At 69.9% G+C, this 26,377-nt stretch carries 27 protein-coding genes and 1 tRNA gene; 6 read left to right on the plus strand and 22 right to left on the minus strand.

Features of this window, described 5'->3' with window-relative positions:
- Positions 1–130 precede the first annotated feature (130 nt).
- The 3 genes from BM272_RS10540 to BM272_RS10550 all read left to right on the plus strand — a co-directional run bounded on the left by BM272_RS10540 (position 131) and on the right by BM272_RS10550 (position 2,730).
- On the plus strand, positions 131–931 hold the full coding sequence (locus BM272_RS10540) for a cytochrome C assembly family protein (protein WP_093428759.1): 801 nt from the start codon (positions 131–133) through the stop codon (positions 929–931).
- 3 nt (positions 932–934) lie between these two features.
- The gene (locus BM272_RS10545; RefSeq protein ID WP_093428760.1) at positions 935–2,206 is read left to right on the plus strand and encodes an HlyC/CorC family transporter; all 1,272 of its coding nucleotides are present in this window, start codon (positions 935–937) and stop codon (positions 2,204–2,206) included.
- A gap of 83 nt (positions 2,207–2,289) precedes the next feature.
- Positions 2,290–2,730, plus strand: a complete 441-nt coding sequence (locus tag BM272_RS10550) for a PilZ domain-containing protein (protein WP_093428761.1) — start codon at positions 2,290–2,292, stop codon at positions 2,728–2,730.
- On the opposite strand, the gene radA is transcribed toward BM272_RS10550, so the two are convergent.
- On the minus strand, positions 2,727–4,079 hold the full coding sequence (gene radA, locus BM272_RS10555) for a DNA repair protein RadA (protein ID WP_093428762.1): 1,353 nt from the start codon (positions 4,077–4,079) through the stop codon (positions 2,727–2,729). The two genes, BM272_RS10550 and radA, sit on opposite strands and share 4 nt — an antisense overlap.
- A 93-nt stretch (positions 4,080–4,172) precedes the next feature.
- Here radA and BM272_RS10560 point away from each other — a divergent pair, with 93 nt between their 5' ends.
- Positions 4,173–4,604: an RrF2 family transcriptional regulator gene (locus tag BM272_RS10560; protein WP_093428763.1), complete on the plus strand. Its 432-nt coding sequence runs from the start codon at positions 4,173–4,175 to the stop codon at positions 4,602–4,604.
- Here BM272_RS10560 and BM272_RS10565 read toward each other — a convergent pair.
- The 11 genes from BM272_RS10565 to rnr all read right to left on the minus strand — a co-directional run bounded on the left by BM272_RS10565 (position 4,601) and on the right by rnr (position 13,773).
- Positions 4,601–5,407, minus strand: coding sequence for an NUDIX hydrolase (locus tag BM272_RS10565; RefSeq protein WP_093428764.1), 807 nt, complete (start codon positions 5,405–5,407; stop codon positions 4,601–4,603). The two genes, BM272_RS10560 and BM272_RS10565, sit on opposite strands and share 4 nt — an antisense overlap.
- Positions 5,404–5,712: a BolA family protein gene (locus BM272_RS10570; RefSeq protein ID WP_093428765.1), complete on the minus strand. Its 309-nt coding sequence runs from the start codon at positions 5,710–5,712 to the stop codon at positions 5,404–5,406. The genes BM272_RS10565 and BM272_RS10570 overlap by 4 nt, the downstream gene beginning before the upstream one ends.
- Before the next feature lie 81 nt (positions 5,713–5,793).
- Positions 5,794–6,873 (minus strand): alanine racemase, encoded by a 1,080-nt coding sequence (alr, locus tag BM272_RS10575; RefSeq protein WP_093428766.1) that lies wholly within the window; start codon positions 6,871–6,873, stop codon positions 5,794–5,796.
- Positions 6,870–8,255: a replicative DNA helicase gene (dnaB, locus tag BM272_RS10580; protein WP_093428767.1), complete on the minus strand. Its 1,386-nt coding sequence runs from the start codon at positions 8,253–8,255 to the stop codon at positions 6,870–6,872. The genes alr and dnaB overlap by 4 nt, the downstream gene beginning before the upstream one ends.
- Positions 8,256–8,273: 18 nt before the next feature.
- On the minus strand, positions 8,274–8,723 hold the full coding sequence (gene rplI / locus BM272_RS10585) for a 50S ribosomal protein L9 (RefSeq protein ID WP_093428768.1): 450 nt from the start codon (positions 8,721–8,723) through the stop codon (positions 8,274–8,276).
- A gap of 34 nt (positions 8,724–8,757) precedes the next feature.
- On the minus strand, positions 8,758–9,678 hold the full coding sequence (locus tag BM272_RS10590; protein WP_093428769.1) for a DUF2232 domain-containing protein: 921 nt from the start codon (positions 9,676–9,678) through the stop codon (positions 8,758–8,760).
- Between the two features lie 6 nt (positions 9,679–9,684).
- Entirely contained in the window at positions 9,685–9,915 is a 231-nt protein-coding gene (gene rpsR / locus BM272_RS10595; protein ID WP_093428770.1) for a 30S ribosomal protein S18, read from the minus strand.
- A gap of 16 nt (positions 9,916–9,931) precedes the next feature.
- The gene (gene priB, locus BM272_RS10600) at positions 9,932–10,291 is read right to left on the minus strand and encodes a primosomal replication protein N (protein ID WP_093428771.1); all 360 of its coding nucleotides are present in this window, start codon (positions 10,289–10,291) and stop codon (positions 9,932–9,934) included.
- Positions 10,292–10,294: 3 nt separating this feature from the next.
- A complete protein-coding gene (rpsF, locus tag BM272_RS10605; protein WP_093428772.1) occupies positions 10,295–10,666 on the minus strand; it encodes a 30S ribosomal protein S6 in 372 nt (123 codons plus the stop codon).
- Between the two features lie 105 nt (positions 10,667–10,771).
- Positions 10,772–11,488 carry a 23S rRNA (guanosine(2251)-2'-O)-methyltransferase RlmB gene (gene rlmB / locus BM272_RS10610; protein WP_093428773.1) on the minus strand — a complete coding sequence of 239 codons (717 nt, stop codon included), beginning with the start codon at positions 11,486–11,488 and terminating at the stop codon, positions 10,772–10,774.
- A complete protein-coding gene (gene rnr / locus BM272_RS10615) occupies positions 11,485–13,773 on the minus strand; it encodes a ribonuclease R (RefSeq protein WP_093428774.1) in 2,289 nt (762 codons plus the stop codon). The genes rlmB and rnr overlap by 4 nt, the downstream gene beginning before the upstream one ends.
- Positions 13,774–13,987: 214 nt before the next feature.
- Between rnr and BM272_RS10620 the strand changes: the two genes are divergently transcribed.
- Positions 13,988–14,074 (plus strand) — tRNA-Leu (locus tag BM272_RS10620).
- Positions 14,075–14,178: 104 nt separating this feature from the next.
- On the opposite strand, the gene BM272_RS10625 is transcribed toward BM272_RS10620, so the two are convergent.
- From BM272_RS10625 to htpG, 9 genes are all read right to left on the minus strand, one after another.
- Positions 14,179–15,471 carry an adenylosuccinate synthase gene (locus BM272_RS10625; RefSeq protein ID WP_093428775.1) on the minus strand — a complete coding sequence of 431 codons (1,293 nt, stop codon included), beginning with the start codon at positions 15,469–15,471 and terminating at the stop codon, positions 14,179–14,181.
- Positions 15,472–15,498: 27 nt separating this feature from the next.
- The gene (locus BM272_RS10630) at positions 15,499–16,686 is read right to left on the minus strand and encodes an ATP phosphoribosyltransferase regulatory subunit (RefSeq protein WP_093428776.1); all 1,188 of its coding nucleotides are present in this window, start codon (positions 16,684–16,686) and stop codon (positions 15,499–15,501) included.
- A gap of 14 nt (positions 16,687–16,700) precedes the next feature.
- Complete coding sequence (locus BM272_RS10635) at positions 16,701–16,889, minus strand: DUF2065 domain-containing protein (protein ID WP_093428777.1); 189 nt, start codon at positions 16,887–16,889, stop codon at positions 16,701–16,703.
- A 5-nt stretch (positions 16,890–16,894) separates the two neighbouring features.
- Positions 16,895–17,767, minus strand: a complete 873-nt coding sequence (hflC, locus tag BM272_RS10640; RefSeq protein WP_093428778.1) for a protease modulator HflC — start codon at positions 17,765–17,767, stop codon at positions 16,895–16,897.
- Positions 17,768–18,961 (minus strand): FtsH protease activity modulator HflK, encoded by a 1,194-nt coding sequence (gene hflK / locus BM272_RS10645; protein ID WP_093428814.1) that lies wholly within the window; start codon positions 18,959–18,961, stop codon positions 17,768–17,770.
- 115 nt (positions 18,962–19,076) lie between these two features.
- Positions 19,077–20,351 (minus strand): ribosome rescue GTPase HflX, encoded by a 1,275-nt coding sequence (gene hflX / locus BM272_RS10650; protein WP_093428779.1) that lies wholly within the window; start codon positions 20,349–20,351, stop codon positions 19,077–19,079.
- Positions 20,352–20,371: 20 nt separating this feature from the next.
- On the minus strand, positions 20,372–20,635 hold the full coding sequence (gene hfq, locus BM272_RS10655; RefSeq protein ID WP_093428780.1) for an RNA chaperone Hfq: 264 nt from the start codon (positions 20,633–20,635) through the stop codon (positions 20,372–20,374).
- A gap of 137 nt (positions 20,636–20,772) precedes the next feature.
- On the minus strand, positions 20,773–21,681 hold the full coding sequence (gene miaA, locus BM272_RS10660; protein WP_093428815.1) for a tRNA (adenosine(37)-N6)-dimethylallyltransferase MiaA: 909 nt from the start codon (positions 21,679–21,681) through the stop codon (positions 20,773–20,775).
- Positions 21,682–21,748: 67 nt separating this feature from the next.
- The gene (gene htpG, locus BM272_RS10665; protein WP_093428781.1) at positions 21,749–23,671 is read right to left on the minus strand and encodes a molecular chaperone HtpG; all 1,923 of its coding nucleotides are present in this window, start codon (positions 23,669–23,671) and stop codon (positions 21,749–21,751) included.
- 169 nt (positions 23,672–23,840) lie between these two features.
- Here htpG and BM272_RS10670 point away from each other — a divergent pair, with 169 nt between their 5' ends.
- A complete protein-coding gene (locus tag BM272_RS10670; RefSeq protein ID WP_093428782.1) occupies positions 23,841–25,472 on the plus strand; it encodes an alpha-D-glucose phosphate-specific phosphoglucomutase in 1,632 nt (543 codons plus the stop codon).
- Positions 25,473–25,493: 21 nt separating this feature from the next.
- Here the strand turns inward: BM272_RS10670 and BM272_RS10675 are convergent, their stop codons facing one another.
- Complete coding sequence (locus BM272_RS10675) at positions 25,494–26,297, minus strand: pyruvate, water dikinase regulatory protein (protein WP_093428783.1); 804 nt, start codon at positions 26,295–26,297, stop codon at positions 25,494–25,496.
- Between the last annotated feature and the right edge of the window lie 80 nt (positions 26,298–26,377).

The following is a 26,377-nucleotide window of genomic DNA, read 5'->3' on the forward strand; positions in this document are numbered from 1 at the left end:
GCGCAAGCATACTAGACCCCCGCCGCCCGGGGCCACGATCCCCGTTCCTCCCGGACGCAGGGGGCACTCTACCGCTTCAACACCCCACAAGGATGTGCGACCATCCGCGTTTTCAGGCATTGGAAGGCCCATGTTCACCACCGTCACCGGCCTGCTGGCCGTGGTGCTCTACCTGGCCACCGCCGTACTGCTCGTCCGCCGCCTGATCCGTGCCACCGGCGAACGGCTGGCCCTGCTGGCCCTGGGGCTCGCCGCGGTCGCCCTGCACGGCGCCGTCCTCGGGCAGGATCTCCTGGGCAGCGGGGCCCTCGACCTCTCCTTCTTTACCACCGTTTCTCTGGTGACCTGGCTCATGGCGGCGCTCATCCTGCTGGGCGCGCTCCGGGCGCCGCTGGAGAACCTGGGCGTGGGGGCGCTCCCCCTGGCGGCCCTGGGGCTGGGGCTGGAGCTCTCGCCGCTGGCGGACCAGCGCACCATGCCGGCGATGGACAGCGCCATGCAGGCGCACATCGTCCTCTCCCTGCTCGCCTTCAGCCTCCTGGCCATCGCGGCCTTCCAGGCGGCCCTGCTGGCCATCCAGGATCACTACCTGCGCGAGCGCCGGCCCGGGGGCTTCGTCCGGGCCCTGCCGCCGCTGGAGACCATGGAGCGCCTGCTCTTCCGGATCATCGCCCTGGGCTTCATCTTCCTCACCGCCGCCCTGCTGCTGGGCTGGGTGGCGCTGGACGATCTCTTCGCCCAGCACCTGGTCCACAAGACCGCGCTCTCCCTGGTGGCCTGGGCCGTCTTCGGCATCCTCCTCTGGGGTCGCTGGTACTTCGGCTGGCGGGGGCGCACGGCGGTGCGCTGGACCACCGGCGGGCTGACGGTGCTGCTGCTGGCCTACTTCGGCAGCAAGCTGGTACTCGAACTCATCCTCGGTATCGCCTGACTCGTGGACTCCATACCGACCTGGTTGCTCTTCGCCTCCCTGGGGCTGCTCATCGTCCTCTCGGGCTTCTTCTCCAGCTCCGAGACGGGGCTGATCAGCCTCAACCGCTACCGCCTGCGCCACCTGGCCGACGAGGGCCACGCCGGGGCCCGGCGGGCGAACCGTCTGCTCCAGCGTCCGGATCGTCTCATCGGCGTCATCCTCCTGGGCAACAACTTCGTCAATATCCTCGCCTCGTCGGTGGCGACCATCATCGCCATGCGGCTCATGGGCCAGGCGGGGATCGCCGTGGCCACCGGCCTGCTCACGCTGGTGATCCTCATATTCGCCGAGGTGACCCCCAAGACCCTGGCCGCGCTGCATCCCGAACGTATCGCCTTCCCGGCGAGCTGGGTCCTGGGCCCGCTGCTCCGGGTGCTCTACCCGCTGGTCTGGGTGGTCAATGCCATCTCCAACAACCTGCTGCGGCTGCTGGGCGTCTCCCCGGAGTCCAGCGGCGACCAGCCCCTCTCCCGGGAAGAGCTGCGCACGGTGGTGAACGAGGCCGGGGCCATGATCCCGCAGCGCCACCAGCGCATGCTGCTCTCCATCCTCGACCTGGAGAAGGTCACAGTGGAGGACATCATGATCCCCCGCAACGAGATGGTGGGCATCGACCTGGAAGAATCCTGGGAGGCCATCCTCGAACGGATCAGCCGCAGCCACCATACGCGGCTGCCGGTCTCGGAGGGGGGCGCGGAGAACATCATCGGCATCCTCCACCTGCGCAACCTCGCCCATCGCCTGGCGGCCGGCGACCTGGACCCGGAGAGCCTGCGCAAGCTGGTCCGGGCCCCCTACTTCGTCCCCGAGGCGACCCCGCTGCACACCCAGATGCTGAACTTCCAGCGCGAGCGCCGCCGCATCGGCCTGGTGGTGGACGAATACGGCGATATCCGCGGGCTGGTGACGCTGGAGGACATCCTCGAGGAGATCGTCGGCGAGTTCACCACCGACCCCGGCGAGACCATGCAGGAGGTCCATCCGCAGGAGGATGGCTCCTTCCTGGTGGAGGGCAGTGCCTACGTGCGGGACCTCAACCGGCTCATGCAGTGGGAACTGCCCACCGACGGACCCAAGACCCTCAACGGGCTCATCCTGGAACACATGGAGACCATCCCCGAGCCCGGCACCAGCTTCCGACTGGCCGGCTACCCGGTGGAGATCGTCCATGTGGGCACCAGCGCCGTGCGGACGGTGAAGATCATGCCCGACCTGCGGCGGCCGCCGGAGTGAGCGGACAGGGCCCGGCCCGCGTTCTCGCATCACCGGCCGGGTTGCTATGATGAGGGGGAGAGGATGACCAGCGGAAGGCGCCAATGACCAGCAACGACGACTCCAGCCAGACCGGGACCCCGGATCCCTCCGAGGGTTCCGGGCACGAAAAGCGCCACTTCACGCGTATCACCTTCGGTGGTCAGGCCACGGTGGACTGCCCCGGCGGCCCCTGCACCGGCCAGGTGGCCGACATCTCCCTCAAGGGTGCCCTGGTGCGCCGCCCCGGGGGCTGGCCCGGCCTGGTCGATCGCACGACCCCGGCGGAGCTGGACATCGAGCTGGAGAGCGGCCTGAGGCTCACGGCCTCTGCCCGGGTCTCCCATGTCCAGGGCGAACTCGCCGGCTTCGAGTTCGTCCAGCTCCCGCTGGAGACCGCCAGCGAGCTCCGGCGGCTGGTCGAATTCAACCTCGGGGACGAGGCGCTCCTGGAACGGGAACTCGCGGCCCTCGTCGAGAACCACGAGGCGGCGGACCGATCCTAGAGGGCGTCCAGCGCCTCGTGGAGGCGATCGACCCCCACCACCTCCAGCCCCGCCGGCGCCTGCTTCGGTGCATTGCCACGCGGCACGATGGCGCGGGTGAAGCCGTGGCGGGCCGCCTCCCGCAGTCGGTCGGGGCCGTTGGGCACCGGCCGGATCTCGCCGGCCAGACCCACCTCGCCGAAGGCCGCCAGGTCCGCCGGCAGGGCGCGGTCCCGCAGGCTGGAGAGCACGGCGAGGAGCACTGGCAGGTCCGCCGCCGTCTCGGTGACCCGCACCCCGCCGACCACATTCACGAACACATCCTGATCCCCGGTCATCACCCCGCCGTGGCGATGGAGCACCGCCAGGAGCATGGCCAGGCGATTGCCGTCCAGGCCCAGGGTCACGCGGCGCGGGTTGCCCAGCTGGCTCTCGTCCACCAGCGCCTGGACCTCCACCAGCAGCGGGCGGGTCCCCTCGCGGGTAACCAGGATGAGGCTGCCGGGGATGGGATCGCCGTGGCGGGAGAGGAAGATGGCCGACGGATTGCTGACCTCGCGCAGCCCGTGCTCGGTCATGGCGAAGATCCCCAGCTCGTTGGCGGCGCCGAAGCGGTTCTTCATGGCGCGGATCACGCGATAGGGGCCGGAGCCATCCCCCTCGAAGTAGAGTACTGCGTCCACCATGTGTTCCAGCACCCGGGGCCCGGCGAGCTGCCCCTCCTTGGTAACGTGGCCCACCAGGAAGAGCGCGGCCCCGGTCTCCTTGGCGAAGCGGACCAGGGCGGCAGCCGCCTCCCGCACCTGGGCCACGGAGCCGGGGGCCGAGGTCAGCGCCTCGGTGAAGATGGTCTGGATGGAGTCCACCACCAGGACCCCCGGGCGCTCGCCGCGCGCCGTCTCGGTGATGGCCTCCACCCGGGTCTCGGCCAGCAGCCGCACCGCATCGGCCTCCAGTCCCAGCCGCCGGGCACGGAGCCCCACCTGCTGCGGCGACTCCTCGCCGGTGACGTAGAGCACGGACTGCTCCCGGGCCAGGGAGGCCACGGTCTGAAGTAGGAGGGTGGACTTGCCGATCCCCGGATCACCGCCCAGCAGCGTCACCGAGCCGGGGACGAGCCCGCCGCCGAGGACATGGTCCAGCTCCGCCGAGCCGGTGGCCCAGCGCGGATTCTCCGCCCCCACCGCGACCTCCCCCAGGGCGGTGACCTGACCGTCGGCGCCGCCGGTCATCCCGCCGGTGCGGGTATCCCGGGTCTCCACCGTGGCGCTCAGGGTGTTCCAGGCCCCGCAGGCGGGGCACTGGCCGGCCCACTTGGGCGTCTGCCCGCCGCACTCGTTGCAGACGTAGAGGGTGCGGTTCTTCGCCATTCCATTTGCTCCGTGGGTGAACTTTCCGGCCCTTGTGGCATCCGAGAAGGGAATTACTACTCCAAGAACTCGGCAAGACCACTCCGGACTACCATGCAACTGACGCGCTACACCGACTACGCCGTGCGGGTCCTCATCCACCTCGCCCTCCACCGGGACCGGCTGGTCACCATCACCGAGGTGGCCGACGCCTACGACATCTCCCGCAACCACCTGGTCAAGGTGGTCCACGCCCTGGGTCAGCACGGTTTCGTGGCCACCTTCCGCGGCAAGCGGGGCGGCCTGAGGCTCGCCCTGGAGCCGGAGGCCATCGCCCTGAACGAGGTGGTCACGCAGCTGGAGGAGCGCCTCACCCCTGTCGATTGCCAGCACTGCCCCATCCAGGGTCAATGCGTCTTCGAAACGGCGCTGGAACGCGCCATGGCGGCCTTTATGGACACGCTGGCCGACTACACCCTCGCCGACCTGGTGGAGGGTCGGGCGGAGGATCTACGCCGGGCTCTGGAGCCGAAAGCGGCCAGCTAGGCCGCGGTGAACCCCTGGCGGCGCAGGATCCGCCGGGTCTCCCCGTCCACCGGCAGGTCGGCCAGCTCGGCCGGCGTGACCCAGCGAGCCTCGGCGGCGTCCGAGGCCGCCACGACCTCACCCTCGAGGTAATCGGCCGTGAGATCCACCACGACGTAGTGGAAACGAAGCCGACCCTGGTCGTCCCGCTCCATGAGGTCGAACGCGTGCACCGGGGCGCCGGCGCGGATGGTCAGCCCGGTCTCCTCGTGGATCTCGCGCTCCGCCGCCTCCTGCAGGCTCTCCCCCGCCTTGACCATGCCGCCGGGGATGGCCCAGAGGCCGGCCCGGGGCGGATGGGCGCGCCGCACCAGCAGTACCGACCCCTGATGCACCACCACGGCCGCGGCCGCCACTCGCGGCGCCTCCACCTCGGGCGCGGGGGAGGCGGCAGGGGCCGCTTCCGGCTCGGCGTCCACCGCACGCCCCTCCTCACGGACGTCCACGAGGGAGGGCGGCTCGGGCCGGGCCTCCGGGATCTCGAGCCCCTGCTCGCGCGCCCGCTCGAGGAGCGTGTGGGCGCTGCCATGGACGGCCCGGACCTCGACGTAGTCGTAGTAGCCCAGGCGGGTGCTCTCGTCGCGCCGGGGCTCGCCGACGTCGAGGAAGCCATCGTCTCCCAGCTGGCAGAGAGTCTCCACGATGGGCTGGAAGGCACCCAGCGCCTCCAGGGAATCGTCCGCCGGCCGGAACTCCCGCTCCCCGGCGATGGCCCGGGAGAGGGCCTCGATCACGGGATCCGGCTGCTCGCCCACCCCGCTCATGCCTTGCCGCCCCCCAGGCAGGGCGGCGAGGCGGGATCGGCCTCACCGCTCCATTCGGAGGGGGCGTGGGTGTGCAAGGCCAGGGCATGGAGCCCCTGCTCGAATTCCGCCGCCAGGGCGCGGTTCACGGCGCGGTGGCGCCCCACCCGGGACTCCCCTTCGAAACTCGGGGTCACGAGGGTCACCCGGAAGTGGGACTCCGCCCCCTCCGGTACGTTGTGCATATGGCTCTCGTCCTCCACCGCCAGGTACTCGGGCGCGAGTTCCTCGGTGAGGCGCTGTTCGATGCGCTGCTTGCGCGACATGGATGGTCCTCCCTTGCGTTAACCGGCGGGGCAAAAGATACGCGGCGCCGCAATCGAGGCACAAGCGTACCCTGCGTGGGGTCATGCGATGCTGTCGCGCGGCACCCGGCGGGTGACGCCGCACAGGAGCTCGTAGCCGATGGTGCCCGCCGCCGTGGCCACCCGCTCCACCGGCAGGCCGTCGCCCCAGAGGGTCACCGGGGCGCCCGGCTCCGCCGCCGGGTGACCGCGCAGGTCGACGGTGATCATGTCCATGGAGACCCGGCCGATGAGCGGCACCTCCACCCCGTCCACGAGCACCGGCGTCCCGCTGGGCGCGTGCCGCGGATAGCCGTCGCCGTAGCCGATGGCCACCACCCCCACCGGCATGGCCTCCGGGCAGGTCCAGGTGCCGCCGTAGCCCACGGCATCCCCGGCGGCCAGCCTGCGGACGGCTATGAGCCGGGAGTGCAGGGTCATCACCGGCACCAGCCCGTGGTCCCCCGCCACCTCCTCGGGGAAGGGCGAGACGCCGTAGAGCATGATCCCCGGGCGCAGAAGGCCCCGTCGAGCCCCGGGCCAGCCCAGGATCCCGGCCGAGTTGGCGATGGAGACCGCCCCGGGCTGTTCCAGCGTATCGAAGGCTCGAAGCTGGTTGGTGGTCGCCGGCTCACTCCGGTCATCGGCGCGCGCCAGGTGGGTCATCAGGCCCGGCTCCCCGGCCACGGCGGAGGCCGCCCGAAGCCGGTCCCGGACCGGCCCGACCTCCTCGGGGTGGAAGCCGATGCGGTGCATGCCGGTATCCACCTTCACCCAGGTGGTAAGCGGCCACTCCGGTCGCGCGACCTCCAGGGCGGTGAGCTGCCACGGGGCGTGGACCACCACGGCCAGCCCGAGAGCGGCGCAGCGCGGGATCTCGGCCGGCTCGAAGAAGCCCTCCAGCAGGAGAATGGGGGCATCAATACCGCCGGCCCGCAGCGCCTCCGCCTCCTCCACGGAGGCCACGCAGAGGCCGTCGGCGCCGGCGGCCACCAGCGCCCGGGCGGCCGTCACCGCGCCGTGGCCGTAGGCGTCGGCCTTGACCACCGCCCAGAGCGGCTCGGCGGGTGCCCGCGAGCGGGCCACGGCGAGGTTGTTCGCCAGCGCCCGGGTGTCGATGGCGGCGCGGACCGGGCGCGTCATCCCCAGCCGTCGCCGCCGTCGCGGACGTAGTTGCGAAAGCGCGTGAACTCGCCCTGGAAGACCAGCATGTCCTGGCCGGTGGGGCCGTTACGCTGCTTGCCGGTGATCACCTCGGCCAGCCCCTTGTATTCGCTGTCCTCGTTGTAGACCTCGTCGCGATAGATGAACAGGATGACGTCGGCATCCTGCTCGATGGCGCCGGACTCGCGCAGGTCGGACATTATCGGCCGCTTGTTGGTCCGCTGCTCCAGGGAGCGATTGAGCTGGGACAGCGCCATCACCGGCACGTTGAGCTCCCGCGCCAGCGCCTTGAGGCCACGACTGATCTCGGAGATCTCGTTGGTCCGGTTCTCGCGCGCGCCGTTGGGGGACTGCATGAGCTGGAGGTAGTCCACCACCACCAGCCCGAGGTCGCCCTTCTCCCGTTTCAGGCGGCGGCAGCGGGCGCGGAGGTCGGTGGGGGTCAGCGCCGGGGTGTCGTCGACGAAGATCGGCGCGCCCTGGAGCAGGCTCACGGCAGAGCTCAGGCGCGACCAGTCGGTATCGTCCAGCCGGCCGTTGCGCAGCCGGCCCTGCTCGATCTGCCCCAGGGAGGAGAGCAGGCGCATGGTGAGCTGGTCGGCGGACATCTCCATGGAGAAGACCGCCACCGGCCGCTGGTGCTTGATGGCCGCGGTCTCCGCGATGTTCATGGCGAAGGTGGTCTTGCCCATGGAGGGGCGGGCCGCGACGATGACCAGGTCCGACGCCTGAAGGCCGCCGGTCTTGTTGTCCAGGTCGGTAAAGCCGGTGGGCAGGCCGGTGTATTCGTCGTCCTGATCGATGAGCCGCTCGATGCGGTCCACCGTCTCCGACAGTAGCTCCGGCATGCCCCGGAAACCCTGGCGCCCCCGTGCACCGCGCTCGGCGATCTCGAAGACGTAACTCTCCGCCTCGTCCAGCAGGGTCTCGGTGGTACGACCTTCGGGATTGTAGGCGCTATCGGCGACCTGGGTGCCCACGTGGACCAGCTCCCGGAGGATGGAGCGGTCCCGGACGATCCGGGCGTAGGTCTGGATATTGGCCGCGCTGGGGGTATTGCGCGCCAGGGTACTGAGGTAGGCAAGGCCGCCCACCTCCTCGAGCTGGGCGCGGCGGTCCAGGGATTCGGAGACCGTGACCACGTCGAAGGGGGAATTCATTTCCGCCAGGTCCCGCACCGCCGAGAAGATCAGCTGGTGGTTGCGGCGGTAGAAGTCCCCCTCCGAGACCCGGTCGGCCACCTGGTCCCAGGCGTCGTTGTCCAGCATGAGGCCGCCGAGGACGGCCTGCTCCGCCTCATCGGAGTGGGGCGGGATGCGCAGGTCCCCGGCGTCGCGGTCGGCTGCGACGAGCTCGGCCATGTCGCCGACCCCGAGGCGTTACTCGGCCTCCACCACCAGGGTGACGGGCTGGACCACGTCGAAGTGCAGGTGGATCTCCACCTGGTACTCGCCGGTCTGGCGGATGGCACCCTCGGGGAAGACAACCTCCTTGCGCTCCACGTCGGCACCGGCCTCGGACAGGGCCTCAGCGACATCGGTGGCGGCGATGGAGCCGAAGAGCCTGCCCTCGTCGGCGGACTTGCGCCGCAGGGTGATGGGGCCCACCCCGGCAATGGCATCGGCCCGCTTCTGCGCCGCCTGACGGGCCTCCGCAGCCTGCCGCTCCAGCTCGGCGCGGCGCTCCTCGAACGCCTTGATATTATCCGGCGTGGCGCGGACCGCCTTGCCCTGCGGCACGAGGTAATTACGGCCGTAGCCGGGCTTGACCTTCACCTGGTCACCCAGGGTGCCCAGATTGCGGACATTATCGAGCAGGATCACTTCCATCGTTGCAACCTCCGATTCGGCGCGGACTCCGCGCTCAACCATCTTGAGGGCCGTCGCCCGACGGCGCCAGTCGCCGACGGACATCCAGCCACGTATCCAGAAAACCCAGCGCCGCCACCACCGGAATGGTGTACGGCACCAGGAGCAGCAGGGCATAGAGCAGGGCCAGCCACTGCCAGCCCAGCCCCCGCGCACCCGCCGTGCCATGGACCACTGCGATCCCCTGGAGCAGGTAGAGGACCACCAGCACCAGGGTGAGGTGGCCGGCGACCACACCGGCCCCGCCGGGCGCCACCGCGCCCCCCACCGCGATCGCCAGGGCCACCCAGGCCAGCCGATCGTCCAGCCGCAGGGAGTGGAACTCGGCCCGGAACCCCCCCGGCTTCTGCAGCATCGCCTGCAACCAGCGCGCCAGGAACAGCGTCAGTGCCAGACTCAGCGCGACCCCGGCACCCAGGGCCCCGGTCATCACCCCGGCCAGGGCCCGCATCGCCTCCTCGGCACTGGGGTCGAGGCCGCCGCCCTGCTGTTCCAGGGCGGAAAAGACCTGCTGTAGCTGCCCCTCCCACAGGGCCGCCGGATCGGCGACGAACGCATGAATGCCGAGGATGAGCAGCACCCCCAGACCCGCAGCGGTCATCACCGCCATGGGGAGGGAGACCGTTTGCCGCAGCACGCTGGCCACCAGCCAGGCCGGCAGCCAGATGGCGACGGCGAAGCCGACACCGATGGCGATCTCGCCAACCGCCGCCAGCCCCACCAGCATGGTCACGCCCGCAGCAATCGCGACCACTACCAGGCCGCTGGTCGGGCCGGCCACCAGGGTCATCAGGGCCACGGCGGCCCCGCTGACATAGCCCAGCGGGGCAAAGAAGAGCGCCGCGGCGGCCGCCGCCACCGCTACCAGGGCGGCCGAGAGATGGCCGCGCGTGATGTAGGCGGCGAGGGCCTTCACCGGTCCTCAGCCCTCGTGGTGGTCCGAGTAGGGCAGCAGCGCCAGGAAGCGGGCCCGCTTGATGGCGCGGGCGAGCTGGCGCTGGTACTTGGCGCTGGTGCCGGTGATCCGGCTGGGCACGATCTTGCCGGTCTCGGTGACGTAATTCTTCAGGGTGTTCACGTCCTTGTAGTCGATCTCCTTCACCCCCTCGGCGGTGAAGCGGCAATACTTGCGACGACGGAAGAACTGGGCCATGTCGAAACTCCTCGTTTCAGTTTTCCGGCGGCCCGCCGGTCTCGGCGGGGGCCGCCTGAATATCGATGGTGCGAGCGTGGAGGACCAGGCGGTAATCCCCCTGGCGGTATCCGGCGCGGCTCACAAAGCCCGTGACCCGCGCCTCGCCCCCCTCCTCCAGCTGGTCCACCGCCGCCTGGATCGCTTCGCCGGCGGCGATGACCTGGATGCGGAAGCGGACCTCGCGGGGCCGGTCGCCCTCTTCCTGAACGGAGTAGTGCTCCAGGCGGAAGCGGGCGATGGGGATGCCGGCGGGGTTGTACCGCCGCTCGGGGGCCTGAATGACCCGCCCCCCCACGCTCAGGTGGTTGTCGGGTGGCGGCGCGGCCGCGACCACGTCCTAGGCGTTCTCGCCCTCGCTGCTCCGCTCCCGGTCCTTCTCCTTCTCCTTTTCCTTCTCCTTGGCCATGGGGGAGGCCTCGGTAACGGCCTCGTCCCGGGAGAGGACCATGTGCCGGATCACGGCATCGTTGAAGCGGAAGGCGCCATAGAGCTCGTCGAGGGCGTCATTGCTGCACTCGATGTTGAGCAGGACGTAGTGGGCCTTGTGGATCTTGTTGATGGGATAGGCGAGCTGGCGCCGGCCCCAGTCCTCGTGGCGGTGAATGGCACCGCCGTCGGACTCGATGATGGACCGGTAGCGGTCCACCATGGCGGGGACCTGCTCGCTCTGGTCCGGGTGGACCAGGAAGACGACTTCGTAGTGACGCATGGGACCTCCTTACGGTTTGCGACAGCCGCGCCCGAAGGCGGCGGCAAGGGGTCTGGAAAAGCGCACCATTCTATGGGGTCAACGCCCCCTTGCCAAGGGCGAACTTCAGCGACGCTGGCGCACCGCCTCGAACAGGGCGACCCCGGCGGCCACGGAGACGTTGAGGCTCTCGGCCGCCCCCGCCATGGGGAGGTGCGCGACGGTATCGCAGGCCCGGCGAGTGAGGCGACGCAGCCCCTTCTCCTCGGCACCGAGGACGAGGACCAGGGGGCCCCGCAGGTCCACGTCCCACAGGGTGGACGCCCCCTCTCCGGCAAGGCCCACGGAGAAGAGCCCCATCTCCCCCAGCGCCTCCAGGCTCCGGGCGAGGTTGGTCACGGTATAGAAGGGGAGGCGCTCGGCGGCGCCCACGGCGACCTTGCGGACGGTGGGGGTCAGGCGGGCGGCGCGGTCGGCGGGGACGATGACCCCCTCGCAACCGGCGGCCTCGGCACTGCGCAGGCAGGCGCCGAGGTTGTGGGGATCCTGCACGCCGTCCAGGGCGAGCCAGAGGCCGCCACCGGCAGCGGCGGCCTCCAGCTGGGGCCAGCTACGGGCCACGGCGGCGCCGGAGGCGACCACCCCCTGGTGGCGACCGCCGCCGGCCAGCTCATCCAGACGTCGGCGGTCCACCTCCTCCACCGCGATCCCGGCGGCCCGGGCGGCGTCGACCAGCTCCCCCAGGCGGCGGTCCTTGCGGTTATCGGCCACCCAGAGGCCATCCACGGTGCCGGCCTCCAGCGCGGCGGCGACCGCATGGAGGCCGAACAGGCGCTCGCTCATTCCTCGTTCTTCTTGCCCTGGCCGCCCTTGCCGCTCCGGCGCCGGCCGGAGGGCGTCTTGTCCGCCGCCGGCTCGGCCAGTTCGAAGTCGATCTTGCGCTCGTCCAGGTCCACGCGGACCACCTTGACCTTCACGGTATCACCGAGGGCGTAGGTGCGGCCCGTGCGCTCACCGGTAAGACGGTGATGGGCAGCCTCGAAGTGGAAGTAGTCCTTGTCCAGGGCGGAGATGTGGAGCAGCCCGGTGACGTAGATGTCCTTGAGCTCGATGAAGAGCCCGAAGCCGGTCACGCCGGTGACCAGGCCCTCGTAGCTCTCGCCCACCTTGTCCTGGATGTACTCGCACTTCAGGGCATCCTCGGCGTCCCGGGTGGCCTCGTCCGCGCGGCGCTCGGTCATGGACGAGTGCTGACCGATGCGCTCCATGTCGGCCCGGGCATAGGGATAGTCGTTCCCGACGCCGCGCTTGAGCAGCTTGCCCAGGGCGTCGCGCACCGGCTTGCGCTGGCGCCACAGGAGATTGCGGATCCCGCGGTGGACGACCAGGTCCGGGTAGCGCCGGATGGGCGAGGTGAAGTGGGTATAGGCGTCGAAGCCGAGGCCGAAATGGCCCTGATTGTCCGGCGAATAGACCGCCTGGTTCATGCTGCGCAGGACCAGGGTCTGGATGAGGTGGAAGTCCTCCCGCCCCGCTGCCTGCTCCAGCAGCTTCGAGACGTGGTGGGCCTCCGGCTTGTCGCCCCCCTCCAGCTTGAGGCCGCGCTCGGCGAGGACCGTACGCAGATCGTCCAGCTTCTCCTTGCGCGGGCTCTCGTGGATCCGGTAGAGGGTCGGCAGGCGGTTCTTCTCCAGGAAGTCGGCGGCGCAGGTGTTCGCGGCCAGCATGAACTCCTCGATCATGCGGTGGGCGTCGGTACGCTCCACCGGGACGATGCGATCGATCTTGCGATTGTCGCCGAAGACGATCTTGGTCTCGGTGGTATCGAAGTCGATGGCACCCCGCTGCTGCCGGGCGGCATGCAGCGCCTGGTAGAGCCGATAGAGCTCGTCGATGTCCTTGACCACGTGGCGGTACTGGTCGCGGACCACCGGGTCGTTCTGCTGCACCATGCCCGCGACCTCGGTGTAGGTCAGCCGGGCATGGGAGCGCATGACCCCCTCCAGGAAGCGGTAGTCCAGGACCTCGCCGTCGCGATCGATCTCCACGGAGACCGCCATGCAGAGCCGGTCCACCTCGGGATTCAGCGAGCAGAGGCCGTTGGAGAGGACCTCCGGGAGCATGGGCACCACCCGATTGGGGAAATACACCGAGTTCCCGCGCTCCAGCGCCTCCGCGTCCAGAGCGGAGTCGGGCTGGACGTAGTGGGCGACGTCGGCGATGGCCACCACCATCCGCCAGCCGTTGCGGGTAGGCTCGCAGCAGACGGCGTCGTCGAAGTCCTTGGTGTCGGAGCCGTCGATGGTCACCAGCGGCATGTCCCGCAGGTCCTCGCGCCCCTCCTTGTCGGCCTCGGCCACCTCGGTGGAGAAGTGGCCGGCCTCGGCCTCCACCTCCGCGGGCCATTCGTAGGGGATGTCGTGGGCGCGCAGGGCGACATCCACCTCCATCCCCGGCCCCATGTGCTGGCCCAGGATCTCGACGACCTTGCCCAGCGGTTTGCGGTGGCGACTGGGCTGCTCGGTGATCTCCACGGTGACGATCTGGCCGTCGGTGGCGCCGTTCCACGACTCCGGCGCCACCAGGACCTCCTGGTTCAGCCGCCGGTTATCCGGCTCCACGACGCCGACACCACCCTCGTCGAAGAAGCGGCCCACCACCTGCTGGGTATTGCGCTCCAGCACCTCCACCACCATGCCCTCGGGGCGCCCGCGCCGGTCGACCCCGGTGACGGAGACGACGGCGCGATCACCGTGGAGGACCGGATGCATGGCCTTGGGGGAAAGGAAGACGTCGTCGCCCCCCTCGTCGGGGATGAGGAAGCCGAAGCCGTCTGCATGCCCGACGATCCGGCCCCGTTTGAGGTCCATGCGACTCACCAGGCCGTAATCGCCCTTGCGATTGCGGATGATCTGGCCATCGCGCTCCATGGCGCGCAGGCGGCGGCGCAGCGCCTCCAGCTGATCGTCGTCCTGGATGGACAGCGCCTCGGCGAGCTCCCCGTGGGGCATGGGTGCCCCGTGTTTATCCAGGACCTCCAAGATGAATTCCCGACTGGGAATGGGGTTCTCGTAGCGCTCGGCCTCGCGGTCGGCCTTGGGATCGCGGGGGGAATTATTCCGCGCCATGACGGCCTCCGTGAATGGCCGCGACAGACCGCGGGCGATGGGGGGCAGGGTTGACAGCTTGTTCGTTCATACGGGGAGTATACCGGCTCACCCCCCGGCCTGTCCCGCCCCTCGCTCTCCCGTCGGCAAGACCGAGGACCGCCGGCACTGGCGTTGACAGCGCCAACCCCGTCCGCTAGATTATTGCACTTGCAACGACGGCCCAGCCGTCCTTGCCGAGGTGGTGAAAGTGGTAGACACGCCAGCTTCAGGTGCTGGTGGGCGAAAGCCCGTGGAGGTTCAAGTCCTCTCCTCGGCACCAACACCGAAAGGCCCCGACCCGCAAGGGTTCGGGGCCTTTTTCGTGGGTACGCCGGGACAACCCCGACCGGGACGCAAATGCCCCCGGTCCCGCCGATTCCGGGCTCAGGCGTAGGGGTCGCGCAGGACGATGGTCTCCTCGCGCTCGGGACCCGTGGAGATGACATCGATGGGGGTCCCGGTGAGCTCCTCGATTCGCCGGAGGTAACGCTGGGCGTTGTCCGGCAGCTCGCCGAAGGCCTTCACCCCCTCGGTGGAGTCCGTCCAGCCGGGGAGCTCCTCGTAGATGGGCTCGCACCCCTCGTAGGCGTCCGCCCCCACCGGCGGGGTGGACTGCTCCACCCCGTTGCACCGATAGCCCGTGCAGATCCGGATGGTCTCCAGGCCGTCGAGGACATCGAGCTTGGTGATGCACAGGCCGGAGGTACTGTTGAGCAGGTTGGCGCGGCGCAGTGCCACGGCATCGAACCAGCCGCAGCGCCGGGCTCGCCCGGTAGTGGAGCCGAACTCGTGGCCCCGGGCCGCCAGGTGCTCGCCCATGGCGTCGTCCAGCTCCGTGGGGAAGGGCCCGGAACCCACTCGGGTGGTGTAGGCCTTGGTGATCCCCAGCACGTAGTCCAGGTGGAGCGGACCGACACCGGAGCCGGAAGCGGCGCCCCCGGCGGTGGTCGTTGACGAGGTCACGTAGGGATAGGTGCCGTGGTCGATGTCCAGCAGCGTCCCCTGGGCGCCCTCGAAGAGGACGCTCTGCCCCTCGCTCTGGAAGCCTTCCAGGATGGCCGGAACGTCGGCCACCATGGGCCGCAGCCGCTCGGCGTAAGCCAGCGCCTCGTCCAGGGTCTGCTGGAAATCCACCGTGGGCGCCTCGAAGTAGTTCTTCAGGACGAAGTTGTGGTAATCGAGGATGTCGGCGAGTTTGTCGGCGAAGCGCTCCTGGTGGAACAGCTCGCCCAGCCGCAGCCCGCGCCGACTAATCTTGTCCTCGTAGGCGGGGCCGATGCCCCGGCCGGTGGTCCCGATGGCCGATTTGCCCCGCGCCTTCTCCCGGGCGGCATCCAGCGCCGCGTGGTAGGGCAGCAGCAGCGGGCAGGCCTCGCTCACCCGCAGGCGCTCGGTGGCCGGTACATCCCGCGTCTCCAGCCGGTCGATCTCCTCCAGCAGGGCCTCGGGGGAGACCACCACGCCGTTGCCGATGAGGCAGAGGACGCCGGGACGAAGGATCCCAGAGGGGATCAGGTGGAGGACGGTCTTCTCCTCACCGATGACCAGGGTGTGGCCGGCATTGTTACCGCCCTGGAAGCGGACGACACCGCCCACCCGTTCCGTGAGCAGATCGACGATCTTGCCCTTGCCCTCGTCCCCCCACTGGGAGCCGACGACCACCACATTCTTGCCCATGTTCCGTTCCCTTGTCGTTGCGGTGGCCTACTCGGCGGCCACCGACTCGATTTCCCAGCCCGAATCGCGCTGGATCAGCGCACGGTCGCAGCCCATGGCAGCGGCGTCCCCGGCCTGGCCGGGCAGCTCGAACACCACGCGCTCGCCAGCGGCACGGAGCTCGGCGACGCGATGGACCAGGGCATCATCCTCGATGGCCGGGGCGAAGATCCCGCCCAGCGCCGCCGGCGGCCCCTGCAATGCGAGCAACTCCCGCAGGTCCGCGCTGAATCCGGTCGCCGGACGTGCCCTGCCGAAGACGCGACCGATGTCGTCGTACCGGCCACCCTGGGCCACGGACCGCCCCTGCTCCGGCAGGAAGGCAGCGAAGACGACCCCGGTGTGATAGTGGTAGCCCCGTAGCTCGCCGAGGTCGAAATGGAGGGTGACCTCGGGCAGGCGGCGTTCCAGCCCGTCAGCCACCGCTTCCAGGTGGTCGAGCGCCCCGGCGATGCCCTCACCGCCCCGTCCGAGCACCTCACGGGCACGAGCGAGGACGTCCCGGTAACCGTGGAGTTCCGGGAGCTCCAGGAACATCCGGCGTAGCTCGCCGGTCACCCCGGCCGCATCCAGGAGACCGGGCAGCTCGGGCATGGATTTGCGCTGCAAGGCGTCGAAGAGCGCCCGCTCGTCGGCCTCCGCCAGATCCGCCTCGGCGACGAGGCCACGGTAGATGCCGACGTGGCCGACATCCAGATGGAAGTCATCGATGCCCGTGGCCCGAAGGGTCTCCGCCATGAGGCCGATGACCTCGAGATCGCTCGCCGCCCCGGCATGCCCGAACAGCTCGGCCCCGACCTGCAGCGGCGCCCGGGAGCCGGCGAAGGACTCCGGCCGGGTCCGCAGGACCGTCCCGAGGTAGCACAACCGCTCCGGGACATCACGGCCCAGGCGGTGCGCATCCATCCGCGCCACCTGGGGCGTCATGTCGGCCCGCACCCCCATCATCCGGCCGGAGAGCTGGTCGGTCACCTTGAAGGTGTCCAGGTCCAGGTCGTTACCGGTCCCGGTGAGCAGGGAGTCCAGGTATTCGATGAAGGGGGGCATCACCAGGCGGTACCCCCAGCTGGCGTAGAGGTCCACCAGCTGGCGACGCATGGTTTCCAGTCGCGCCGCCTCCGGCGGCAACGCCTCTTCGATGCCCTCGGGGAGGAGCCAACGATCCGTGGGTTGCATGGGGAAATTCGCCGTCAGAGTCGAATGAACCAGACCAGCAGGGCGCCGACGGCCATGGCCGCCAGGCCGACCCCGCGCAGGGTGGCATCGCTGGTCCGGGAGATGCTTTCCACCGCCTGGCGGTAATTACGCGGACTCAGCGCCGGCAACAGGCCCTCAATGACCAGGACCAGCGCCAGCGCTGCCAGCAGATCCTCGGTCATGGACGCTACTGCCCGCCCCCGCTCTCGTTGAAGAAGCGGAAGAAGTCCGAACCCGGGTCGAGGACCATGAAGTTGTTGCCCTGGCGGAAGCTGCGCTGATAGGCCTCGAGGCTGCGGTAGAGCTTGTAGAAGTCCGCATCCTGGCCATACGCCTCGGCGAAGATGCTCGCCGCCCGGGCGTCACCGCGACCGCGGATCCGCTCGGCCTCGCGGAAGGCCTCGGCGAGGATGATGGTCCGCTTGCGGTCGGCCTCGGCGCGGATCCGCTCGGCGGCCTCCGCCCCCCGGGCGCGCAGGTCCTTGGCCACCCGCGCCCGCTCGGCACGCATGCGCTCGAACACCGAGCCGCTGACCTCCGGCGGGAGGTCGATGCGGCGGACGCGGACATCCTGGATGGCCACGCCGAAGATCTCGGCCTCGTCGTTGGCCCGCTCCTGCATCACCCGCATGATCTCGGTGCGCTCGCCGGAGACCACCTCCTGGATGGTCCGCTTGGCGAACTCCGAGAGCAGGCCGTCGTTGATGACCCGCTGCAGCCGCTGGGTGGCCTGCGCCTCGACACCACCGGTGGAACGGTAGTACTGGACCGGATCCACGATCCGCCACTTCACGTAGTAGTCGACGATGACGTTCTTCTTCTCGCTGGTCAAAAACTGCTGCGGCCGCGCATCCATGGTGAGGACACGGTTGTCGAACTTGCGCACGTTATTGACCAGCGGGGTCTTGAGGTGGAGGCCCGGCTCGTAGTCGGACTCCACGATCTCGCCCAGGCGGAAGAGCAGGGCGTGCTCGCGCTCATCCACCGTGAACAGGGAGAGGGAGACGACGATGAGGCCGATGACGACGACCACGCCGATGATGGATGTCAGGCGGCCCATTTAACGCACCTCCCGGCTACGCTGCTGGTTGGGGTTGCGCTGGCTGGTATTGCCGGAGCTCTCGTTCCCCGTGGGGAGCTTGGGCATGGAGGAGCCGAAGACGCTGCCCCCGCTGCCGGAACCGGAACCACCACTGCCCTGCATCATCTTCTCCAGGGGCAGATACATCAGGTTGCCGCTGCCCTCGACGTCGACCATGACCTTGCCGACCTTCGTCATGACCTCTTCCAGGGTCTCGATATAGAGCCGCTCCCGGGTGACCTCCGGTGCCATCTGGTACTCCTCGAGGATGGCGAGGAAGCGATCGCTCTCACCCTCGGCCTCGGCGATGCGCCGCTGGGCATAGCCCTCGGCCTCCTCGATACGGCGGGAGGCCGTACCCCGGGCCTCGGGGACCACGCCGTTGGCGTAGACCTCGGCCTCGTTGATGAGCCGCTGCTGGTCCTCGCGCGCCTTCACGGCGTCGGCAAAGGCATCCTGGACCTCGTTGGGCGGCTGGGCGCTCTGCATGTTGACGTTGGTCACCAGCAGCCCGGCGCCGTAATCATCCAGGCTCTTCTGCAGGAGTTCCGAGGCGCGCCGGGCGATCTCCGCCCGGCCGGTGGTGATGACCATGTCCAGGGTGCTCTTGCCGATGACCTCGCGGATGGCACTCTCCGCCGCCTGGCGCAGGGTCTCGTCGGGCTGGCGGACATTGAAGACGTAGGCCTGCGGGTCCCCCACCTGGTACTGGATGGAGAACTTGGCGTCCACGATGTTCTCGTCCTGGGTCAGGATGAGCGACTCGCTGGAACGGGTCCCGATCTCGATGTTGCGGATCTGGTCCACGTCCACCGTCTCCACCGCCTGGATGAAGCGCGGGTGCCAGTGCGGGCCGGGCTCCACAGTCTTGGCATAGGCGCCGAACTGGGTCACGACGCCGCGCTTGCCCTCATCGATGATGTAGATGCCGGACAGCGCCCAGACCACCACCACGGCCAGCGCGACCAGGCCGATAGTCCTGGGCGAGGCACTGGGGGCGTTCATCCCGCCCCCACTGCTGCCACCATCTCCTCCGCCCCCGAAGAGGCCGCGGAACTTGTTCTGGGCCTTGCGGATGACCTCGTCGAGGTCGGGCGGACCCTGATCGTTGCTGGGACTGCCCCAGGGGTCGCGGTCGCGTCCCCCGGAGCCGCCGGGCTCGTTCCACGCCATGTCGGACTCCATTGCGGTGTCGGTGCGGACTGGTTCATCCGAACCGACAGATTCTAGGTAGCCTGGCCCCGCACCGCAAGGCGGAACGCGGCCAGACCGGTAATCGAATCGGTATTCAGGCGCCGGTCTCCAGCCCCTCCTGACGACCCAGGCGCTCCAGCTCCCGCCGCGGGAGCTCCACGTCGAGCTGGAACCGGCCATCGTCATCCACCTGCTCACTGCGCACCACGCCCACCTCGTAGAGGCGGGAGCGCAGACGCCCCTGCTCCGGCCCCAGGGTAAAGGCACGATGGACCCGGTCGCCGGCCAGGCGTTCGGTAAGCGCTGCCCGCAGCGCCTCCAGACCGGCGCCCGTGGCCGCGCTCACCCGGACCCGCACGGGCCGGCCGGCATCGTCCCGCTCGATGGCGGGCCGGTCAGCCTCCGCCGGGGCCAGGTCGATCTTGTTGATGACCTCCAGCTGCGGCACCTCGTCCGCGCCGATCTCGTCCAGGACCTCGGCCACGTCGGCGCGGCGCTCGTCCTGCTCCGGGTCGGCGGCATCGATGACGTGGAGCAGCAGGGTGGACTGGCGCGTCTCCTGGAGGGTGGAGCGGAAGGCCGCCACCAGCTCGTGGGGGAGCTGGCGGATGAAGCCCACGGTATCCGCCACCACGGCCTCCGGCCCCTCGGGCAGATCCAGCTTGCGCAGGGTGGCGTCCAGGGTGGCGAAGAGCTGATCGGCGGTAAAGCCGCCGGCATCGGTAAGGGCGTTGAACAGGGTCGACTTGCCGGCGTTGGTATAGCCCACCAGGGAGACCACCGGCAGTTCCGCCCGCTGGCGCCCCCGACGGCCTTCCGCCCGCTGCCGGTCCACCTTCTCCAGCCGCCGTTCCAGCTGCTTGATCCGGTCGCCCAGCAGACGGCGGTCGGTCTCCAGCTGGGTCTCACCGGGCCCGCGTTGACCGATACCCCCCTTCTGCCGCTCCAGGTGGGTCCAGCCCCGCACCAGGCGCGTAGCCAGGTGTCGCAGCTGGGCCAGCTCCACCTGGAGCTTGCCCTCGTGGGAGCGGGCCCGCTGGGCGAAGATGTCCAGGATGAGGCCGGTGCGGTCGAGGACCCGGCAGGAAAGGGCCTGCTCGATGTTGCGCTCCTGGGCCGGCGAGAGGGCGTGATCCACCAGCACGAGCTCCACGGCATGGTCGACCACGAGTTCGCGGATCTCTTCCAGCTTGCCCGAACCGACAAAGTAGCGCGGATCGGGCTTGCGACGGCGGGCATGGATCTCGGCAACGGCCTCCGCCCCGGCGGAGCGGGCCAGCTCGGCAAATTCCTCGCTGGTATCCGGCTCCCCCTCCAGGATGACCTGTACGAGCAGGGCGCGCTCCCCGGCGCGCGGGCGCTCAAACAAGGGCGTCCCCCTGGGCGCGGTCAGGCATTGTCTTCCCCGACCTCGGCCTCCTCCTCACCCGGTGCACCGGTGTTGAGCTTCACCGCCCGGGCGGGGACGATGGTGGAGATGGCGTGCTTGTAGACCATCTGGCTCACGGTGTTGCGCAGCAGCACCACGAACTGGTCGAAGGACTCCACCTGGCCCTGGAGCTTGATGCCGTTGACCAGGTAGATGGAGACCGGCACCCGCTCCTTGCGCAGGGCGTTGAGGAAAGGATCTTGCAGCGCTTGGCCCTTACTCATTCTGACAGGCTCCGTGTTGTTGTTGAAATCGGGGTACTGAGGATGGACCACAGCTCGAGGTCGCGGTTCCATCGGGTCCACTTTCCGTGTGGCCCCTCCGATACTAGCACACTCCGTGCCGGCCAAATCGGTACTTCCTACGGGGTGGCGTCGGCGGCCATCCATTTCAAGGCCCGCTCCACCGCATCACCCGCCTCCGGGTCCAGCCAGTGGACATCGGGCTCCCGGCGCAACCAGGTAAGCTGGCGCCGAGCCAGCTGCCGCGTGGCCGCCACGCCCTGCTCCACCATGGTCGAATGGTCCACCTCGCCTTCAAGATAGGCCAGGACCTGGCGGTAGCCCACCATCCGGAGCACCGGGTGTTCGGGTCCCAGGTTCCCGCGAGAACGCAGTGCCGCCACCTCCTCCTCCAGGCCCGCCTCCAGCATGGCGTGGAACCGGGCCTCGATGCGCCGGTGCAACTCGGAACGTTCGCCGGGTGCCACTGCAATCTTTATCGGCGTCACCGGCAGCGGCTCGGCGGCGTTCTCGGCATACCAGGCCGACGGCGGCCGGCCCGTGGTCTCCAGGATCTCCAGGGCGCGCTGGATGCGCTGGGGGTCGTTGGGGTGGATGCGCCGTCCCGATTCCGGGTCGGCGGCCGCCAGGCGGGCGTGGAGGGCTCCCCAGCCCTGCTCCGCGGCCTCGGCCTCCAGCCGCTGGCGCACCTCGGGGTCCCCCGGTGGCAGGGGGTCGAGGCCGTGGAGCAGGGCCCGGAAGTAGAGCATGGTCCCGCCCACCAGCAGGGGACGCTGCCCCGCCGCCGCCACCTCGTCCATGGCCGCCAGGGCGTCACGCCGGAACTCGGCGGCGGAGTAACCCTCCGCCGGGTCGCGGATATCCAGCAGGCGATGGGGGGCCTCGGCCAGGGTGGCGGCATCCGGCTTGGCGGTGCCGACATCCAGGCCGCGATAGACCTGGGCGGAGTCGACGCTGATGATGGCGCCGACCCCGCGCCGGACCAGCTCCACCGCCAGCCCGGTCTTGCCGGAGGCGGTGGGCCCCATGAGGAAGAGGGGCCGCAGGGCCGGGTCGGTCTGCCAGGCCTGACGGCCTACCGACCCGGGACTGCCGCTACTGGCGGTCACCGGCCTGGTTACCCCCGCTCTGGAGCTCCATGAGCAGGGCGTTGAGCCGGCCCACGAAGCCGGCCGGCTCCTCCAGCTGCCCGCCCTCGGCCAGCACCGCCTGGTCGAACAGGACGTGGGTCCAGTCCTCGAAGCGCTTGCCCTCGGGCTCGTCCGCCAGCCGCTGCACCAGCGGATGGTCGGGATTGAGCTCGAGCCACGGCGGGGTCTGCGGGACCTCCTGGCCGGCGGCCTTGAGCATCCGCTCCAGGTTGGCGGAGAGCGCGTTCTCGTCGGCGACCAGGCAGGCGGGCGAGGTGGTCAGGCGGTGGCTGGCGCGCACCCCCTTCACCTGGCCCTCCAGGACCTTTTCCACGCGCTCGCCGACCTCGCCCAGCCGCTGCTGGGCCTCTTCCTTCTCCTGGGCCTCGTCGGTGTCGTCGTCGCCGAGGCCGCTGAGGTCGATGTCGCCCTTGGCAACGGAGACGAAGGGGATCTCCTTGTACTCGGTGAGGTGGGCCATGAGCCACTCGTCCACCCGGTCGGAGAGCAGCAGCACCTCCACGCCCTTCTTGCGGAAGACCTCCAGGTGGGGGCTGGCGGCGGCCGCGGCGTGGCTCTCGGCGGTGATGTAGTAGATGGACTGCTGCCCCTCGGGCATGCGCTGGATGTAGTCCTCCAGGGAGACGGTCTGCTCGGCGCCCTCCCCGTGGGTGGAGGCGAAGCGCATGAGCCCGGCCAGGCGCTCCTTGTTGGCGGTGTCCTCGCCGGGGCCCTCCTTCATCACCGGGCCGAACTGGCTCCAGAAGGTGGCGTAGTTCTCCGGCTCGTCCTTCGCCATGGACTCCAGACGGTCCAGGACGCGCTTCACCGCCCCGGCGCGGATGGATTCGGTGACCTTGCTGCTCTGCAGGATCTCCCGGGAGACGTTGAGCGGCAGGTCGGCGGAGTCCACCACGCCGCGGACGAAGCGCAGGTAGTGGGGCAGCAGCTGCTCGCTGTCCTCCAGGATGAAAACGCGGCGGACGTAGAGCTTGAGGCCGTGGCGCTGCTCCCGGTCCCAGAGGTCGAAGGGCGCGCGCTGGGGCAGATAGAGCAGCAGGGTATATTCGAGCTTGCCCTCCACTCGGGCGTGGATCCAGGTGAGCGGATCCTCGAAGTCGTGGGCCACGTGCTTGTAGAAGCCCTTGTACTCCTCCTCGCCGATCTCGTTGCGCGGCCGGGTCCACAGCGCCGAGGCCTGGTTCACCGTCTCCCACTCGTTGCGATCCGGCCCCTCCTCGCCCTGCTTCGGCATGCGGATGGGCAGGCCGATGTGGTCGGACCAGGTGCGGATGATGTGGCGCAGCCGCATGTCCTCCAGGAACTCGTCCTCGCCCTCGCGCAGGTGGAGGGTGATGCGGGTGCCGCGCTCGAGGCGGGTGATGTTATCCAGGGTGTATTCGCCCTCGCCGTCGCTCTCCCAGCGGACGCCGTGCTCGGCGCCCATGCCGGCGCGGCGGCTCTCCACCGTCACCCGGTCGGCGACGATGAAGGCGGAATAGAAGCCGACCCCGAACTGGCCGATGAGCTCGGCGTCCCGGGCCTGATCGCCGGTGAGCTGGTCGACGAAGGCGCGGGTCCCGGAACGGGCGATGGTGCCGATGTTCTCCACCACGTCGTCCCGGGACATGCCGATGCCGTTGTCGGCCACGCTGACGGTGCGCGCCTCGGGGTCGTAGTCCACCTCCACGCACAGCTCCTCGTCGCCCTCCCAGAGCGCCTCGTCGGAGATCGCCTCGAAGCGGAGCTTGTCGGCGGCGTCGGCGCCGTTGGAGATGAGCTCGCGCAGGAAGATCTCCTTGCTGGAGTAGAGCGAGTGGATCATCAGGTGGAGGAGCTGGCTCACCTCCGCCTGAAAGCTGTGGGTCTCCTGGTGTTCACCGGCCATGGTTCTCCCCGTGTCGGTCTTGTGGTTGGCGTGACGATTTCCGGCGGGGCGGGCGGACCGCCCCGGAACGTCGGCGATGTGGGGGCGGCCTCTCGGGAGTTCAACCCCTCTGACCCGACAGGCAGCCGCCTGCTAGGATGGAAGCATCATCAACGCCGAGGGAACGTCCATGGCCATCCAGACCGTCGCCACCCAGCCCTTCGACGACCAGAAGCCGGGGACCTCCGGCCTGCGCAAGCGCGTTACCCGCTTCCAGCAGCCGAATTATCTGGAGAACTTCGTTCAGTCCATCCTCGACGTCGGCGAGGGCCTGCGCGGGGGCACCCTGGTCCTCGGCGGCGACGGGCGCTACTACAACGAGACGGCCATCCAGACCATCCTGCGCATGGCCGCCGCCCACGGCGTGGGCCGGGTCCTGGTGGGGCGCGACGGCCTCCTCTCCACGCCGGCGGTATCCGCGATCATCCGCAAGCGCCGGGCCGACGGCGGCATCGTCCTCTCCGCCAGCCACAACCCCGGCGGGCCGGAGGGGGACTTCGGCATCAAGTTCAACACCGCCAACGGCGGGCCGGCGCCGGAGTCGGTCACCGAGGCCATCTACCAGCGCAGCCGCACCCTCGACGAATACCGGATCACCGACACCGGCGACATCGACCTCTCCCGGGAGGGGGCCGTGGAGATCCAGGGCACGACGGTGGAGGTCATCGACCCGGTGGCCGATTACGCCGCCCTCATGGAGGAGCTCTTCGACATGGAGGCCATCGCCGCCATGATCGCCGACGGCTTCCGCCTGCGCTTCGACGCCATGCACGCCATCACCGGCCCCTATGCCCGGCGGATCCTGGAGGAGCGGCTGGGCGCCCCGGCCGGCAGCGTGATCAATGCCGAACCGCTCCCCGACTTCGGCGGCGGCCACCCCGACCCCAACCTGGTCCATGCCCCGGAACTGGTGGCGCTCATGTACGGGCCCGACGCCCCGGACCTGGGCGCCGCCTCGGACGGCGACGGCGACCGCAACATGATCCTGGGCCCGGACTTCTTCGTGACCCCCTCGGACAGCCTGGCCTTCCTCGCCGCCAACGCCACCTGCGCCCCGGGCTACGCCGGCGGGATCCGCGGCATCGCCCGCTCCATGCCCACCAGCGCCGCCGCCGACCGGGTGGCCGAGGCGCTGGGCGTGCCCTGCTACGAGACCCCCACCGGCTGGAAGTTCTTCGGCAACCTCCTGGATGCCGACCGGGTCACCCTCTGCGGCGAGGAGAGCTTCGGCACCGGCTCCGCCCACGTCCGGGAGAAGGACGGCCTCTGGGCGGTACTCTTCTGGCTCAACATCCTGGCGGTGCGCCAGCGCGGCGTGGGCGACCTCCTGCGCGACCACTGGCAGCGCTTCGGCCGCAACGTCTACAGCCGCTACGACTACGAGGGGGTGGATGCCGAGGCCGCCGGTCGCATGGTCGAGGGCCTGCGCGGCCGTCTCGCCGACCTCCCGGGCCAGTCCTTCAACGGCCTGACGGTCACCGCCGCCGACGACTTCGCCTATACCGATCCCATCGACGGCAGCCGGGCGGAACACCAGGGGCTGCGGATCTTCTTCCAGGGGGGCGAGCGGCTGGTCTTCCGCCTCTCCGGCACCGGGACCGAGGGGGCGACCCTGCGGGTCTACCTGGAGGCCTTCGAGGGCAACCCCGAGCGCCAGGACCGACCCACCGCCGAGCTCCTGGCCCCGCTGACCGCCGCCGCCGAGGCCCTGGCCGGGATCCGCAGCCACACCGGCCGCGCGGAACCCGACGTCATCACCTGAGCCCGCTTAACCTGAGTCCGCCTATCCGCGCTGGAGGTGGGCGCGGATGCTGGCGGCGATCTCCTCCACCGACATGGGCGTGACGTCGACGCAGGGGATCCGTTCGCGCCGGAACAGCGACTCCACCTGGCGGACCTCCTGGCGGCACTGCCCCACGGAGGCGTAGCGGCTGCCCGGGCGGCGCTCCTCCCGGATGGCCGCCAGCCGGCGCGCCTCGATGGTCAGGCCGAAGACCCGGTCGCGATTGTCCCAAAGGACCGCGGGCAGGCGGTCGCTCTCCAGATCGTCGTCGGTGAAGGGGTAGTTGGCGGCGCGCAGCCCGTGCTGCAGGGCCAGGTAGAGGCTGGTGGGCGTCTTCCCCGCCCGGGAGACCCCGGCCAGGATGACATCGGCGTCGGCGTAGCTCTGGGTGCTGACACCGTCGTCGTGGCCCAGTGCGTAGTCCACCGCCCGGATCCGGCGATCGTAGGAGGCCGCATCGGAGACCCCGTGGGAGCGGCCCACCTCGGCGGCGGCCCCCTCGCCGAAGAGTTCCCGCGCCGGCCCGGCGAAGTGCTCGAAGAAGTCCAGCAGCGGCAGCCCCGCCTCGCGGAAGACGGCCCGGATGTCCTCGTCGAGCAGGGTGGCGAGGATCACCGGATGGCAGCCGCTATCCGCCGCCTCCCGCTGGATCCGGGCCACGGTGGCCCGCGCCGTGGCCGCATCCCGGACGAAGGGCAGGGTCACCCGGCGCGCCTCGATCCCCGGATACTGGCTGGTCAGCGCCCGCCCCAGGGTCTCGGCGGTAATGCCGGTGCCGTCGGAGACGTGAAAGATGCAGAACATGCACTCCTCCCGCGGGCTTGAGCGCCCGCCATCCGGGGGCCACTATAGCAGTCAGCAGGGGCGATCGCCCCGACCGTGGG

Origin of the sequence: Thiohalospira halophila DSM 15071 (genome assembly GCF_900112605.1) — a bacterium.
In the GTDB taxonomy this organism is placed as follows: domain Bacteria; phylum Pseudomonadota; class Gammaproteobacteria; order Thiohalospirales; family Thiohalospiraceae; genus Thiohalospira; species Thiohalospira halophila.

Bases quoted from the DNA above. Each gene is read 5' to 3' on its own strand.
- BM272_RS10540 (WP_093428759.1), top strand. From the start codon at position 131: ATGTTCACCACCGTCACCGGCCTGCTGGCCGTGGTGCTCTACCTGGCC.
- BM272_RS10550 (WP_093428761.1), top strand. From the start codon at position 2,290: ATGACCAGCAACGACGACTCCAGCCAGACCGGGACCCCGGATCCCTCC.
- radA (WP_093428762.1), bottom strand. From the start codon at position 4,079: ATGGCGAAGAACCGCACCCTCTACGTCTGCAACGAGTGCGGCGGGCAG.
- BM272_RS10560 (WP_093428763.1), top strand. From the start codon at position 4,173: ATGCAACTGACGCGCTACACCGACTACGCCGTGCGGGTCCTCATCCAC.
- BM272_RS10565 (WP_093428764.1), bottom strand. From the start codon at position 5,407: ATGAGCGGGGTGGGCGAGCAGCCGGATCCCGTGATCGAGGCCCTCTCC.
- BM272_RS10570 (WP_093428765.1), bottom strand. From the start codon at position 5,712: ATGTCGCGCAAGCAGCGCATCGAACAGCGCCTCACCGAGGAACTCGCG.
- alr (WP_093428766.1), bottom strand. From the start codon at position 6,873: ATGACGCGCCCGGTCCGCGCCGCCATCGACACCCGGGCGCTGGCGAAC.
- dnaB (WP_093428767.1), bottom strand. From the start codon at position 8,255: ATGGCCGAGCTCGTCGCAGCCGACCGCGACGCCGGGGACCTGCGCATC.
- rplI (WP_093428768.1), bottom strand. From the start codon at position 8,723: ATGGAAGTGATCCTGCTCGATAATGTCCGCAATCTGGGCACCCTGGGT.
- rpsR (WP_093428770.1), bottom strand. From the start codon at position 9,915: ATGGCCCAGTTCTTCCGTCGTCGCAAGTATTGCCGCTTCACCGCCGAG.
- rpsF (WP_093428772.1), bottom strand. From the start codon at position 10,666: ATGCGTCACTACGAAGTCGTCTTCCTGGTCCACCCGGACCAGAGCGAG.
- rlmB (WP_093428773.1), bottom strand. From the start codon at position 11,488: ATGAGCGAGCGCCTGTTCGGCCTCCATGCGGTCGCCGCCGCGCTGGAG.
- rnr (WP_093428774.1), bottom strand. From the start codon at position 13,773: ATGGCGCGGAATAATTCCCCCCGCGATCCCAAGGCCGACCGCGAGGCC.
- BM272_RS10625 (WP_093428775.1), bottom strand. From the start codon at position 15,471: ATGGGCAAGAATGTGGTGGTCGTCGGCTCCCAGTGGGGGGACGAGGGC.
- BM272_RS10630 (WP_093428776.1), bottom strand. From the start codon at position 16,686: ATGCAACCCACGGATCGTTGGCTCCTCCCCGAGGGCATCGAAGAGGCG.
- BM272_RS10635 (WP_093428777.1), bottom strand. From the start codon at position 16,889: ATGACCGAGGATCTGCTGGCAGCGCTGGCGCTGGTCCTGGTCATTGAG.
- hflC (WP_093428778.1), bottom strand. From the start codon at position 17,767: ATGGGCCGCCTGACATCCATCATCGGCGTGGTCGTCGTCATCGGCCTC.
- hflK (WP_093428814.1), bottom strand. From the start codon at position 18,961: ATGGCGTGGAACGAGCCCGGCGGCTCCGGGGGACGCGACCGCGACCCC.
- hfq (WP_093428780.1), bottom strand. From the start codon at position 20,635: ATGAGTAAGGGCCAAGCGCTGCAAGATCCTTTCCTCAACGCCCTGCGC.
- miaA (WP_093428815.1), bottom strand. From the start codon at position 21,681: ATGGGGCCCACCGCCTCCGGCAAGACCGGGCTGGCGGTGGAGCTGGTC.
- htpG (WP_093428781.1), bottom strand. From the start codon at position 23,671: ATGGCCGGTGAACACCAGGAGACCCACAGCTTTCAGGCGGAGGTGAGC.
- BM272_RS10670 (WP_093428782.1), top strand. From the start codon at position 23,841: ATGGCCATCCAGACCGTCGCCACCCAGCCCTTCGACGACCAGAAGCCG.
- BM272_RS10675 (WP_093428783.1), bottom strand. From the start codon at position 26,297: ATGTTCTGCATCTTTCACGTCTCCGACGGCACCGGCATTACCGCCGAG.